The organism is Mycolicibacterium fluoranthenivorans (assembly GCF_011758805.1).
Classification (GTDB): Bacteria; Actinomycetota; Actinomycetes; order Mycobacteriales; family Mycobacteriaceae; genus Mycobacterium; species Mycobacterium fluoranthenivorans.
The window spans coordinates 869361-882857 of record NZ_JAANOW010000001.1; the positions used below are offsets into that span (position 1 = coordinate 869361).

A 13497-nucleotide genomic window follows, 5' to 3' on the forward strand; every position below is an offset into this window, starting at 1 on the left:
TCAGAACGGCAGGTCTACTTCCCCGTTCGTCGTGATGCCCTCGTCGTGATTGCGGTTGACGAACCCGGTCGAGCCGGCGGGTGCCAGAGCCACCAAACCCGCCGCGAGGCCGACGGCCAGCAGGGGTGTCGCCAAGGCGATCGGGGTCTTCACGATGATCTCCTAGGCGATTGCAGCTGGCCGGTAATCGACCGTGACGGCCGCCAGGCAGCAAAACCGATGACGAGCCCCAGGAACGGGATCGCGGCCAGGATCGTGCTCAGCGTCGTGCTGCCGCCCGTGACCAGGGTGAAGTTCGAGAGCACCAGCCACAGGCCGGCGAGCAGTCCGAGGACGGCCAGCGCGGGCGCGATCCGTGTCGTCCACAGGTGCCCTGGCACCCGGTCCCGATTGCGCAGGAAGAACACCAGCACGGCGATCGAGGTGGTCAGCATCAGTACGACCATGCCGACCGTGGCGACGCCCGCCATCGAACCGAACACCCCGACCAGCGGATCGATGCCCAGAATCGCCAGCACGCCGACGATGACTGCGGCGGTCACCGTCTGCACCACCGACGAGAACGACGGCGCCGCATGAGTGTCGTGGACCTGGGCGAGTCGGGCGGGTAGCAGGCCCTTGCCGGCCAGCACGAACTGGTAGCGAGCGATCACGTTGTGGAAGGACAGCACGCAGGCGAACAGGCTGGTCAGCAGGAGCACGTTCACGATGTCGCGGCCGACGGTGCCCAGCATGTCACCGGTGGTGTCCAGCAGCATGTTGCCCTCGCCGTCGAGGGTTTTCTGTGCCACGGCACCGACCTGGTCGGGCCCGATGGCCACCACGAACGCCCACACGGTGATCGCGTAGAACGCGCCGATGATGATGACCGCGGCGTAGGTGGCCCGCGGAATGGTGCGCTCGGGGTCGCGCGCTTCGTCGCGGAACACGGCGGTGGCCTCGAAGCCGATGAAACCGGTGAGGGCGAACAGGATCGCGATGCCGATGGTGCCCTGGGTGAAGGTGGCGGGGTCGAAGGAGGTGAAGGTGAGGCCGGCCGGGCCGGGCTTGGCCACCATCACCACGTCGAGCACCACGACGATGCCGATCTCGCACGCCAGCGCCACGCCCAGGACCTTCGCGCTGAGCTCGATATGCCGGTAGCCGAGCACCGCCACGATCAGCAGGACCGCGAAAGCATAGACAGGCCAGGGGATCACGGGTCCGCCGTAGTGCGTCACCGTGTCGTTGATGGCCCAGCCGATGTACCCGTAGATACCGATCTGGATGGCGGTGTAGGCGATCAGTGCGACGACGGCGATACCTTTGCCCATGCGTTCACCCAGGCCGACGGTGACATAGGAGAAGAAGGCGCCGGCCTCGGGGACGTGAGGCGTCATCGTCACGAAGCCGATGCTGAAGACCAGCAACACCAGGGCCGCGATGACGAAACCCATGGGTGCACCGGCGCCGTTGCCGAGCCCCATGGCCAGTGGCATGTTGCCACCGATCACGGTCAGCGGGGCGGCCGCGGCGACGACCATGAACACGATTCCGATGGGGCCGAGATGCCCGGTGAGGCGCTTGCCCGTGCCGTCCGGGACGGTCTTCTCCGGTGTGGTGGTCATGAGATCTCCTGAGCGTCAGAGGTATTGGTGCGCATGGCCTGGCGCAACAGGTTGTGGTCCAGGGCGTGCGCGGTGAAACCGCGGTGGCCGGTCAGGGTGGTGGCGGCGACCATGGCGTTGACGATGGCCTCCTCGGTGGCCTCGATCGTCAGATCGAACAGCCGGGTCATCAACTGCGGTGCGACCATCCGCAGGGGGATCTCGGGACGTGGCGTCGACGCGTCCTCGTCCCATGCGTACGGGGGGATGCCACGGTTGCCGGTGGAGAAGGCCAGCATCAGGTCCCCGCTGTACTGCTCGCCGGTGCCGCCGATCCGGCTCACCGCGAGCGCGCTGCGCTGAGCCAGCCGGGTGCACTGATGGGGGAGCAGCGGGGCGTCGGTGGCGACGATGACGATGATGGAGCCAGAGCCCGGTTCGTACTGTCTCGGCAGGTCGGGCAACGGAACTCGGTCCGGTCCGATCAGCTGCCCGACGGGGACACCGTTGATCCGGAGTCGTTCGCGCCGACCGTGATTGGCCTGAACCAGGACGCCGATCGTGTACTGGCCGGAGACCGTGTCGGTGACGCGTGACGAGGTGCCGATGCCACCCTTGAAGCCGTGGCAGATCATGCCGGTGCCGCCGCCGACATTGCCCTCGGCCGGCGCGGCGGAGGAGGCATTCTCGAGCGCGGCCCGGGCATGCTCGGGCCGGACATGGAAGCCGTTGATGTCGTTGAGCAGGCCGTCATAGGTCTCGCCGACGACGGGCAGGGACCAGTAGATGCCCTCACCCCGGGCGCGCACCTGCGCTGCCACCAACTCATCGCGGACCACGCCGACGCTGTGGGTGTTGGTGAGCCCGATCGCCGTGGTGAGTTCACCGGATTCCCGGATCCATTCCAGGCCGGTCAGTTCGCCGCTGCCGTTGAGGCGATGCGAGCCGGCGAACACCGGTTCGGTCCAGATGCCGTCATGGGGGACGACCACCGTGACACCGGTGTTGACGCCTGCGCTCTGCAAGGTGGTGTGTCCCACCCGCACCCCTGCGACATCGGTGATGGCGTTCTTCGGTCCGGTGGGGTGTTCCCCGATGACCACGCCGAGGTCTCTGGCACGCATTGGTTCCGCCCGATTCATCGAGAGTTTTTTTCCTGATTGGAAAAGAACTATGCGCCCGGGTGCCGCGCCGCGCAACAGAAAGGGCAAAATTGGTCCCATGGCACGGCCGAACAAGCAGGTGGAACGGCGTCACGACATCATGGATGCGGCGATCGCGCTGATCGAGCGCCATGATCTGGCCACCCTGAAGCTTGCTGACGTCGCCGAACAGCTCGGACTGACCACCAATGCGGTGCGCTACTACTTCAAGGACATGACGCAGCTGCTCTCGGAGCTGGCGCTGCGCTCCGACGTCCGGTTCTACGACGAGCGGCTCAAACTGCAGAGCCCGTCGGGTGACACGCGCGAGCAGCTGGTGCTGACCATCGCCGCCGGTCTGCCCACCGGTCCCGACGATGCCGAGTGGCGGGCGATCTGGCGGGCCGTGCTGTCCGCCGGATTCGAGCTCGATCAACGCAGGGATGTGCAGGGCATCTACCACCGCCAGGTCGACCTGTACACGGACCTGCTGCTGGCGGGGGCGAAGGGTGAGGTGTTCCGGCTGCAGCAGCCGGCGCGCGATATCGCCATGACGCTGATGTCCATGGAGGACTACTTCGGTTACCGGATCGTCGCGCGCGATCCCGGGTTGAGCCGGGCCGTTGCGCTGCGGTTGATGCGGCAGTACGCGGAGTTGGCGACCGGGGTGTCGTTGCCTGAGATCGACTAGCTGTCAGCCGCTTTCGGGAGTCCTCCGTTCTGAGTCGACTCTCTTCTGTGCAGTGTCAACACATGATGACGCCGCGCGACGTGTCGTGTCCGTCGAACGGCGGACGTTGGCCCAACGGCGATCCGGTGGCGTCGGGGTTCGGCTACGCTGGCGCCGCATTTAAATGGGCGTCAATATTGAAAGGGGAGCTGTTCATGGTTGTTCGGGTTCTCTTCGCCGCTGCCTGTATCGCCATGGCCGGCTCGGTATTCGCCCCCATCGCCGCGGCCGCTCCCTACAAGAACTGCACGGAGGCGAAGGCGGACGGCGCCTGCAACATCCCGTCGAGCTCGGACAAGTACCAGTCGAAGCTCGACCGCGACGGGGACGGCCTCGGGTGTGAATGCTGACCCGAATTTCTTGGAGTGAAGGGGGATCACAACATTGGGGGCAGGTGCGGGGTGGTACCGCGATCCGTGGGATGAGTCGGATCTGCGGTGGTGGGATGGCCGCGAGTGGACGGGCCACGCGGCGACGACGGGGTCAGAAGCCGGTGTGACGCGCGCTCAGGCGCCATCTGCCAACGCGGGTATCGGACACCTGATCGGTCGCGACGGCCGCATCGCGGTTGTCGACGTGGAGACCACGGGCGTCTACAACACCGATCGAGTCGTCGAGATCGCCATCGTGACGCTCGACTGCGACGGACGCGTTCACGACGAGTTCGAGACCCTCATCCAGCCGATGAGAGACGTCGGCCCCACGTGGCTGCACGGCATCGATGCGGCCATGCTTCGGGGCGCGCCGGCCTTTGCCGAGGTGGCGCACCATATCGCGTCGAGGCTGGACGGCGCGGTCATCGTGGGCCATAACGTCAGGTTCGATATGCGCATGATCGGCAACCAGCTGTCGGCGGCGGGAATCGACATCGACTGGGGTTCGGCGATCGACACATTGCGCGCGACGGGCTGCACGCTCGACCAGGCGTGCTCAGAACACGGTGTGGTGTTGGAGGTCGCCCACCGTGCTATCGCCGACGCGCGCGCGACAGCGGGTCTGCTGTTCGCAACGAGCGACCGCTACCTCGAGACCTGCCGGCCGGCCGTCGCCCGGCCGCTGCGGGTGACACCGGTACGGGTATGCGCGCGTGAGGGGCACATCGACGTGTTGCCGCCGGCGCCCTATCTGGCGGCGCTCGCCGGCGGTCTGCACAGCAGTCCCGACGTTGCCCCGTATGTGCAATTGCTCGCCACCGCGATCGCCGATCTGCGATTGACGGCCGACGAACGCGCCGCACTGCGATCACTCGCCCAAGAACTCGGTCTCGACGAGTGGGAGATCGCGCGAGCGCACCGCGAGTTCGTCAATGGGCTCATCGATGCCGCCGTCGAGGATGGCGTCGTCACCGATGACGAACATGGCGATATCTGTCGCGCTGCAGCTCTGCTCGGCGTCGAGATCGACGCGGTCATGGTCCGGATCGAACCCTTCCGTGCCGTCACCGGCGATATGGATCTCATCCCGGGTATGTCGGTGTGCTTCACCGGACAGGGCGAACTCGGCGGTGTCGTGATCGACCGGAAGACCCAGGAGGGCATGGCGCAGAAGCACGGCCTGGTGGTCGTCACGTCGGTCACCAAGAACCGGCCAGACCTCGTCGTCGCCGCCGACGGCGACTCGCGCTCGGCCAACGCGCGCAGAGCCCGTGAACTGGGCGTCCCCATATGCTCGTTCTCCGAGTTCGCGCGCGCCCTTGAATCGGGCGGCCCCGTGCCGTCCGCGAGAGCCGCGTCCGCCGGTGCCGCGATGGTGTGCATCACCTGCGGATCGTCATGGATGGCACCGAGGAAGGTCTTGGCTTCCGTCTGCGTCGACTGCTCCCGAGCCAGGCTCCTGGGACCGAAGCCGACGGAGACCGCATCATCGACGGCCGAAGCCCACTGCGACAAGAAAGAGCAGACGGTGTGAGGCGAGGATTCCCCGAGCATCACCTCTAGCCCTGCCTGTTGGCCCAACCACCGTCGTTGTGCGTCAACAGGCGAATCTCGCGTTCCCAGGCGCGGTCGCGGGCCCGGTCCAGGCCGCGCCGGATCATGTGGCTGCCGAGCGCACTGCACAACACCATGCCGATCCAGAAGGTCACCGCGATGGCGACCGCGTTCAGCTCGGCATCGGCCGGCGTCAGCGGCGCGGCGACCACCTTGCCGTCGTGGTCGAGCCAGATCGTCATGCGGTCCCCGACTCTGACCGTCGCGGTGCCGGCCACGGACTCGGTCCGCGTCCGCGTGCCCTCGTGCCACTGCGCGTCGACGAATGCCGGCGTTTCGAAGTCTGTCGGCAGGCCGACGCCCTCGACGACCGTTGCCTGCACCGGATGCCGGTTGTCCGCCTCCTGCTCGGCCGTCTGCATACCCCAACCGCGAACGAGGGCGCCTGCCGATACCGCCACCGGGATGGCCATGAGTGCGGTGACCACGATGCCGAGAACCGCCAGGGCCTCGATACGGTCGACGGCGCGAACCAGTGGGTTGAGTCCGAGTGCGCGCAGGTACCAGCCGATACGTCCAGCAAACAATGTGAGGCGCGTTACGTCGCTATTAGCGGTGCTTTTGTCGTTTGGCGCAAACATTGCTTACAGCCTGGCACCGCCGCGGGCGGGCTGCCAGTCGAACGGCGACCCCGGCGACGGACATCACACCGTCGTGCTCGCCTCGCGCAATCGGATCAGCTGCCGATCGCGCCACCGCACACGCTCGTCCCAGTCGTCGAGGTCCAGGAGCGCCCTGCGCTGCGCGGTGACCTCGGCGACCAACTCGGGTGTCCACGGATCGGACTGCCCGCGCTCGGCCCCCATCCGTTGGTAGGCCGGCCCCATCTTGTCCGCATGCGATTCGATGCCACCCCGGGTGTTCAGGTCGGCGGTCTCGAACGGGCCGATGACGCTCCAGCGGCGCCCCAGTCCGCTGCGCACCACTTCATCGATATCGTCCACGCTCGCCACCCCGTCGCGCACCAGGCAGTAGGCCTCGCGCAGGAGCGCACCCTGCAGCCGATTGAACACAAAACCCTCGACCTCGCGGCGTACCAGTACGGGCCGCAACCCCGCGGCGCGGTACATCGCGACCGCGCGCTCGGTGATGGGCCCGGCGGTCGACGGTGACGGCACCACCTCGATGACGGGCAACAGGTAGGGCGGGTTTCCCGGGTGGCCGACCAGGATGCGTGCTGCGATGGCGGTGTCGAGCCCCTCGGCGAGCCGGCTCGCCACGATCGCCGAACTCGAGCTGGCCAGCGGCACCTCCTCGGCGGTCCGAATTGCCGTTTGGCGCAGCAATTTCTGCTTCACGTCGAGCCGTTCGGGTGCACATTCCTGGACGAACCCGACGCCCAGCAGCGCGGTGTCCAGGTCGGAGGTGAACCGAACCCGCGCCTCGGTATCGGCGGGGTCGGTGATGCCCAGTGGCTTGAGCCGCTCCCGCAGGTCCGCGGCAGCCCGGGGCAGGGCCGCGGCGACGGGATCGTAGACGGCGACGTCGACGCCGCTGCAGGCGAACAGGATCGCGAACGACACCCCGATGGAGCCCGCCCCGAGGACCGCCACGGGTGGCCGGTTCACAGCTGCCACCAACTCCGGTCACCGTCGTAGCCACGCTCCAGGATCGCCACCACCGATCCGGTGGTGAGCTCACGCGGGTTGTTGGCGGTCAACCGGGTGGCCAGCATCGCCTGCTTGGCGACGAAGTCGAAGTCCTGCGGCGTGAGGCCGAGCGTGCGCAGGTCCAGGGGCGCGCCGAGTGTCTCCAGAATGGTTTCGATCCGCTCGATCGCCGACTGTGCCTGCCGCTCTTCGGAATCCGACGGGTCAGCTACCCCGAGGATACGGCCGATCTCGGCGAACTCCGGGATGCGGGCGGGCAGGTTGTAGCGCATCACGTACGGCAGCAGCGCGCTGATCCCGAACCCGTGTGGGGTGTGGGTCAGGTTGCCGATCGGGGACTGGATGGCATGCGCGCCCGCCGTTCCCGCGGTGTTGATGGCCATGCCCGCGCAGTACGCGCCGAACAGCGTGTCGGACCGCGCGGCGAGATCGGCCGGATCCGCGGCCACCGCCGGCAGTGACGTGTTCAGCAGTCCGAGCCCGGTGCGGGCGTAGACGTCGGCCAACACGTTCTTGCCCGCGTACAGGGTGGTCGCCAGTTGGTCGGCGTCGGGATTCTTCGCCCGCCCCGTGAACGACTCGATGAGGTGAGACAGCGCGTCCGCGCCCGATGCGGCGGTCAACCCCGGCGGGCAGGTGAGCGTCAGTTCGGGATCGATGATCGCCGCGTAGGCCTCCAGGTGTGGGCTCGCGACCCCGACCTTCATGCCCTGATCCTCGTCGAAGACCACCGAGATGCAGGTGACCTCGGCGCCGGTGCCCCCGGTGGTGGGGACCGTGATGACCGGTATCCCCGGCCCGGGTACCAGGAACTGTCCGTAGTAGTCGCGGACGTCACCGCCGTGGGTGAGCACCACCGAGGCGACCTTGGCCAGGTCCATGCACGACCCGCCGCCGATCCCCACGATGGCCTGGATCGAGTCGCCGCCGAACCGCTCGGCGATGTCGACGACGTTGCGGCGCGGCAGATCCGGTTCGGTGCCGTCGTACACGGACACCGAAACACCCTGCCGTACCAGCGTTTCGACGACGGCGCCGAACTCGGCGCTGGTTGCCATCCTGGCGTCGGTGACGATCAGGACGCGCTGGGCGATCTCACTGACGACGCGAGCGATCTGCCGGCGCTGGCCCGGCCCGAACAGCACCATGGCCGGTTGGCGGAGCAACCCCAGGCCCAGCTGGTTGGCGGTGTGCGACGGCGAGCCGATGGTGGCGGTCATGACAGGCCTTCTTCCTCGTCGACGGTGACGGCGAGGTATTTGGCCTCGAGATAGTCGTAGATGGCGTCGTGCCCGCCCTCGCGACCGAGACCGGAAGCCTTCACACCGCCGAAGGCCGCCGCGGGGTCGGCCATGATCCCGCGATTGATCCCGACCATGCCGAAGTCCAGGCGCTCACCGACGGCGACCGCTCGCGAGAGGTTCTTGGTGAACACGTAGGCGGCCAGGCCGTACCTGGTGTCGTTGGCGAAGGCGACCGCGTCCGCCGTCGACTCGACCTGGTAGATGGTGGCGACGGGAGCGAACAGCTCGCGGCTGCACAATTCGGCGGGCCGGCCGGTGACGCGAAAGACAGTGGGTTCGAAGAAGAATCCGGGACCGGGACGTGCGGAGCCACCGATGAGGAGCTCGGCGCCCGTCGCGCGCAGTGTCTCGACCAGCTCGACAACGGTGTCACGCTGGCGCTCCGAGATGATCGGCCCGACGTCCACGCCGGGCTCGAATCCGTTGCCGACGTTCAGTGCCCGAGCGAGCTCGACGAAGCGCGCGGTGAACTCGGCGGCCACCGCGCTGTGCACGATGATCCGGTTGGCCGCCACACAGGCCTGACCCGCGTTGCGGAACTTGCAGACGACCGCCTGCTGGGCGGCGAGTTCGACGTCGGCGTCGTCGAGCACGATGAACGGTCCGTCGCCGCCGAGTTCCATGGAGGTGTTGATGATCCCGGGTGCGGCCTGCTCCAGCAGGGTGGCGCCCACGCCGGTGGATCCGGTGAAGCTGATCTTGCGCAGTCGCTCGTCGGCCATCAGGGCAGCGGACACCGGGGCCGACGCCGTGGTGTGGATGAGGTTCACCACACCGGCGGGAAAGCCCGCCTCGCGCAGTGTTTCGACGAACAGCGCACACGTCAGCGGAGTTTCCTTGGCGGACTTGACGATTACCGGGCAGCCGGCGGCCAGCGCTGCGCCCGCCTTGCGCGCGATCATCAGCATGGGGAAGTTCCACGGTGTGATGAGCAGCGCCGGACCCACGGGCTGATGTGTGGTGATCACGCGGTAGCCGCCGTGCGACGCGGGTGCCCAGGTGCCGTGCAGATGCGCGATCTGCTCGGTGTACCAGAGGAAGAACTCTGCGGAGAGCGCGAACTCCGCGCGGGATTCCGTGAGCGGCTTGCCGCTCTCGGCGGTCATCACGTCGGCGAAGACGTCGGCCCGTGCCAGCAGCAGGCGGTGGGTCCGGGTGAACAGGTCGGCGCGCTCGCGGGGCGCGATATGGCGCCACCGGTCCTGCACGTCGGCCGCCGCATCGAGCGCCGCGATCGCCTCGTGCGCGCCGCCGTCGGCCACGGTCGCGATCTGCTCGCCGGTGGCGGGATCGACGACCGCGAACGTCGAGTCCGCCGAGCGCCATTCACCTCCGATGAACAGGCCGGTGGGGATACGTCGGCCGTGCACCACGGCCGTGTCGAGGGGTGTGGCCAGCGTCGTCGTCATGCCCAGTGACGCTAGGACGGGATGGTGACGCCGGAGACGACTGCGTCTTTTTGAGACAGTCGCAGGATCCGGTGGGCCGGCCCTCCTACGGTAGGCTGTGTGATTCAGCTCTCACTTGAGGAGTGGTCGGTGTCGATACGGCCCAGCGGTTCGCGGCTGGAAGAACTGCGCGCGCAATTCCTCACCGCCTCCGACCCGGACCTGGCGGTGCCGCCGGACCTGCTCGAATCGTGGTTGCGTTCTAAGAGTGCGCTGGGCGCCCCGGCCAACGTCCGCGATGTGCCGCGCGTCGACGAGGACCTGCTGGACAACCATCTCCTGGAGATGTTCCAGGCGCCGATGGCCCGCGCCGCGGAGGACCTGGCCGGGTCGGGGATGGGCCTGCTGCTGGCCGACGCCCAGGGCCGGATCGTGCAGCGGTGGTCCCTGGACTCTTCGGCGATGACGCAGCTGGATCGCATCGGTACCGTGCGCGGCGCGGTGCTGGCCGAGGATGCGGTCGGTACCAACGGCGTGGGTACCGCGATCGCCTCGGGCAAGAGCGTGCTGATCGAGGGCGCCGAGCACTTCGCCGACGTCTACCGCGACGCGTTGTGCACCGGGGCGCCGGTGTGGCACCCGATCACCGGCAAACTCCTGGCCGCGGTGACGATGTCGACCAAGATCGACGAGCGCAGCGGCCTGCTGCTACCACTGACGAATTCGCTTGCCGCCCAACTGCAACAGCATGTACTCGATGTCGCCCAGCCCGGGGCACGGGCGATGCTCGCGGCCTTCCTGGACGCCTCGAAACGTCACGACGGGCCGGTGGTGGCGTTCGGTCCCGACGGGCTGACGATGCGCAGCCGACGTGCGGGGGAGTTGACCCAGACCGATGTCGACCTGATCGGACACCTGTGCGCGGGTCTGCGGCACGACTCGCGGGTGACCGCCGACCTGTCCACCGGGCACACGGCGATCGAGGCCCGTGTGCTCGACGGCGACGCCGGGGTGGTGGCAGCCCTGCGGCCCGCGCCGCGTGTCATGTCCGGGCACGGTAAGCCGTCGTCGGATGGGCTGGTGGGACAGACGAAGTCGTGGCTGTCCGCCGCACACCACGTCAGCCGGCACATCGCGGCCCGCACCGCGCTGTTGATCGCCGGTGAACCGGGCAGTGGCAAAACCTCGCTGGCGCTGGGCCGTCCGTATCGGCCCGGCTCGGCGCAGTCCGACGTCACGGTGCTGCACACCGCCCAGCGCCAGATCGTCGGTGATCAGGTCTGGTTGCAGGATCTCTCCGATGCCGTGGCAGGCGCGGCGCGGGTGGTCGTCCGCGGCGTGGAGCATCTCGACTCGCAGTCGTCGTCCGCCCTGCGTGCACTGGCCGATGCGTATGCGGGCCGGGGTTCGCTACTGCTGACGGTGAGTGCGGCCACGCAGGCCGAGGCCGAGGCCGCTGCGACCAGGCTCGGTGTCGCGATGGTGTGGGTGCCCCCGCTGCGCGAGCGGGCCGCAGACATCCCGGCGCTGTGGAATGCACTTGTCGCACAACGTGCTCCGGGCCTACGACTGGCGCTGAGCGACGGGGCGCGCCAAGCACTGGAGGCGGCGGGCTGGCCGGGCAACCTCGCCGAACTGCGCACCCTGGTCGCGCAACTGGTGACCGACGGGGTGCGCGGTGTGGTGCACGCCGACCAGCTGCCCGACTCGCTGCGCGCTCACCGCTCCTGGTCGATGATCGAGCGGACCGAGATGGAGACGATCCGCCGGGCCCTGCAGGAGGCCGGCGGCAACCGCTCCAAGGCGGCCGAGCTGCTCGGCGTCTCCCGCGCGACGATCCATCGAAAGCTCAAGACCTACAACCTCTCCGGCTGAATCACTGGGCCAGGTAGCCGCCGTCGATCACCAGTTCCGAGCCGGTGACGAAACTGGCCTCGTCGGAGGCCAGGAACACCACGCCGTTGGCGATCTCCTCGGGTCGGCCGGCGCGGCCCATCGGCGTCTGCGCGACGACGAACTCGTTGATCTCCACTTCCTGCGCATCGGTCAGCGGTGTCTTGATGAAACCCGGGTGCACCGAGTTCACCCGGACATTGTCTTTGGCGTAGCTGATGGCCGCGCTCTTGGACATGTTGCGCACCGCGCCCTTGGTGGCGTGATAGGCGTGCGCGCCGGCGACCGCGGCGTTACCCCAGATCGATGAGACGTTGATGATCGAGCCGCTGCGCCGGCTCACCATGTGGGGGATCACCGAACGCATGCCCAGGAAGGTGCCGGTCTGGTTGGTGGCGATGACACGCTCCCATTCGGCCACGCTCAGCTCGTGTAAGCCCTGGTAGGCGATGATCCCCGCGTTGTTGGCGAGCACGTCGATGCGACCGAAGCGGTCGAGTATCTCCTCGATCACCGCGGCCCAGTCCTCTTCCTGCGACACGTCGAGCTGGCGGTAGTGGATATCCGGATGGCGCGGGCCGAACGACTCGTCGGTCTTGGACCGACCGGTGGCGATGGTGGTGGCGCCCTCGCGGGCGAAGGCCTCGGCGATGGCGTGGCCGATACCCCGGCACGATCCGGTGACCAGTGCGACCTTGTCGTTCAAACGATTCATGGCGGCTTCTCCTATGAGTGGGTGCCGCAAGCGTGGCGCGGCGGTCGGCCGCGGCGGTGAGCTGCGTCACGCTGAGACAGCACTGCATCAATTTGCGACACCTTTCGAATGTGCTTGTGACGCAATCCCACACTGACCTCAGTGCGGCAGATCACAGCCGCTGCCACCGAGAGTTCAGGAGTTCCTATGACCGCGCGACCGACGGATCCGCTGGGGCGCATCTACGCCGAGTGGACCGAGGAGTTCATCGCCAACCCCGACATGTCGCTGCGGCTGATGCGCTGGCTGTTCGAGGATTGGCAGCGCGTCACCACCGAACCCGAAGGCGTGACGTACAAGTCGACCGAGATCGGCGGCGTCCCCGGCATTCTCGTCACCCCACTGACCGCCGACCCGTCGCAGGTGCTGGTGTTCCTGCACGGTGGAGGGTTCGCCCTGGGCTCCTCGGCGAGCCACCGCAAGCTGGCCGGGCACATCGCCGTCGCCTGCGGCACCCACGCGTTCGTCGCGGACTTCCGGCGCGCACCGGAACATCCGTACCCGGCTCAGCTCGACGACGCCACCGCCGTGTTCGAGGCGCTCGTGGCCGACGGTACCGACCCGGCCGACATCACCTTCGTCGGGGACAGCGCGGGCGCCAGCATCGCGATCGCCACGACCTTGCGCCTGCTACAGGCCGGCCGGCCGACTCCCGGACTGGTCATCACGGTGTCACCGTGGCTCGACATGGAGAACACCGGGGAGACGCTGGTGTCCAACGACGACACCGACTTCCTCATCGCCCGAGAAGGGCTGCAGGGCAACATCGACCGCTACCTGTCCGGTGGGGCCGATCCGACCGACCCGCTGGTCAATCCGCTGTATGCCGACTTCACCGGATTCCCCGCGCTGTACATCACCGCCTCCGATATCGAGTCCCTCTACGCCGACGCCACCCGGTTGCACGCACTCGCGCAGGACGCGGGTGTCGATGTCACCTTCGATGTGGCGGCCGGCCAGCAACACGTGTTCCCGCTGCAGGCCGGGCAACTCGCCGCCGCGGATGCCGCCATCGCCACGATCGCGCAGTGGTACCACACCCGCCGCGCCGCCAACGCCCACCGCACCGCCACCCAACCCGCGACCGCCTGAGAAGGACCTG

13 protein-coding genes and 1 pseudogene are annotated in these 13497 nt (G+C 67.9%); 6 read left to right on the forward strand and 8 right to left on the reverse strand.

What is annotated here, in order from left to right; translation table 11 throughout:
- The 3 genes from FHU31_RS04250 to FHU31_RS04260 are packed head-to-tail and all read right to left on the reverse strand — an operon-like array spanning nt 1 to nt 2710.
- Nucleotides 1-153, reverse strand: coding sequence for a hypothetical protein (locus tag FHU31_RS04250; RefSeq protein WP_167156188.1), 153 nt, complete (start codon nt 151-153; stop codon nt 1-3).
- Nucleotides 150-1607 carry an APC family permease gene (locus FHU31_RS04255; protein WP_167156190.1) on the reverse strand — a complete coding sequence of 486 codons (1458 nt, stop codon included), beginning with the start codon at nt 1605-1607 and terminating at the stop codon, nt 150-152. The genes FHU31_RS04250 and FHU31_RS04255 overlap by 4 nt, the downstream gene beginning before the upstream one ends.
- Nucleotides 1604-2710, reverse strand: coding sequence for a DmpA family aminopeptidase (locus FHU31_RS04260; RefSeq protein WP_167156192.1), 1107 nt, complete (start codon nt 2708-2710; stop codon nt 1604-1606). The genes FHU31_RS04255 and FHU31_RS04260 overlap by 4 nt, the downstream gene beginning before the upstream one ends.
- Nucleotides 2711-2807: 97 nt before the next feature.
- On the opposite strand from FHU31_RS04260, the gene FHU31_RS04265 reads away from it, so the two are divergent.
- The 4 genes and pseudogenes from FHU31_RS04265 to FHU31_RS04275 all read left to right on the forward strand — a co-directional run bounded on the left by FHU31_RS04265 (nt 2808) and on the right by FHU31_RS04275 (nt 5366).
- Entirely contained in the window at nt 2808-3419 is a 612-nt protein-coding gene (locus tag FHU31_RS04265; RefSeq protein ID WP_234901134.1) for a TetR family transcriptional regulator, read from the forward strand.
- Nucleotides 3420-3481: 62 nt separating this feature from the next.
- Nucleotides 3482-3808: an excalibur calcium-binding domain-containing protein gene (locus FHU31_RS32000; protein WP_308206720.1), complete on the forward strand. Its 327-nt coding sequence runs from the start codon at nt 3482-3484 to the stop codon at nt 3806-3808.
- A gap of 34 nt (nt 3809-3842) precedes the next feature.
- A pseudogene (locus tag FHU31_RS32150) lies at nt 3843-3932 on the forward strand (DUF2510 domain-containing protein); the annotation flags it as partial.
- A 21-nt stretch (nt 3933-3953) separates the two neighbouring features.
- Nucleotides 3954-5366 (forward strand): 3'-5' exonuclease, encoded by a 1413-nt coding sequence (locus FHU31_RS04275; RefSeq protein ID WP_263987859.1) that lies wholly within the window; start codon nt 3954-3956, stop codon nt 5364-5366.
- A 25-nt stretch (nt 5367-5391) separates the two neighbouring features.
- Here FHU31_RS04275 and FHU31_RS04280 read toward each other — a convergent pair whose 3' ends face one another.
- The 4 genes from FHU31_RS04280 to FHU31_RS04295 all read right to left on the reverse strand — a co-directional run bounded on the left by FHU31_RS04280 (nt 5392) and on the right by FHU31_RS04295 (nt 9769).
- Entirely contained in the window at nt 5392-5973 is a 582-nt protein-coding gene (locus tag FHU31_RS04280) for an Rv1733c family protein (protein ID WP_167156198.1), read from the reverse strand.
- Nucleotides 5974-6090: 117 nt separating this feature from the next.
- Nucleotides 6091-7014 carry a 3-hydroxyacyl-CoA dehydrogenase gene (locus FHU31_RS04285; protein ID WP_263987860.1) on the reverse strand — a complete coding sequence of 308 codons (924 nt, stop codon included), beginning with the start codon at nt 7012-7014 and terminating at the stop codon, nt 6091-6093.
- A complete protein-coding gene (locus tag FHU31_RS04290; protein WP_167156201.1) occupies nt 7011-8276 on the reverse strand; it encodes an iron-containing alcohol dehydrogenase in 1266 nt (421 codons plus the stop codon). Before FHU31_RS04290 ends, FHU31_RS04285 begins: the two co-directional genes overlap by 4 nt.
- Nucleotides 8273-9769 (reverse strand): NAD-dependent succinate-semialdehyde dehydrogenase, encoded by a 1497-nt coding sequence (locus FHU31_RS04295; RefSeq protein WP_208410138.1) that lies wholly within the window; start codon nt 9767-9769, stop codon nt 8273-8275. The genes FHU31_RS04290 and FHU31_RS04295 overlap by 4 nt, the downstream gene beginning before the upstream one ends.
- 99 nt (nt 9770-9868) lie before the next feature.
- Between FHU31_RS04295 and FHU31_RS04300 the strand changes: the two genes are divergently transcribed.
- Complete coding sequence (locus FHU31_RS04300; RefSeq protein ID WP_263987861.1) at nt 9869-11623, forward strand: sigma-54-dependent Fis family transcriptional regulator; 1755 nt, start codon at nt 9869-9871, stop codon at nt 11621-11623.
- A gap of 1 nt (nt 11624) precedes the next feature.
- On the opposite strand, the gene FHU31_RS04305 is transcribed toward FHU31_RS04300, so the two are convergent.
- Nucleotides 11625-12356: an SDR family NAD(P)-dependent oxidoreductase gene (locus FHU31_RS04305; protein WP_167156203.1), complete on the reverse strand. Its 732-nt coding sequence runs from the start codon at nt 12354-12356 to the stop codon at nt 11625-11627.
- Between the two features lie 186 nt (nt 12357-12542).
- Here FHU31_RS04305 and FHU31_RS04310 point away from each other — a divergent pair, with 186 nt between their 5' ends.
- Nucleotides 12543-13487 carry an alpha/beta hydrolase gene (locus FHU31_RS04310; protein ID WP_234901135.1) on the forward strand — a complete coding sequence of 315 codons (945 nt, stop codon included), beginning with the start codon at nt 12543-12545 and terminating at the stop codon, nt 13485-13487.
- Nucleotides 13488-13497 lie beyond the last annotated feature (10 nt).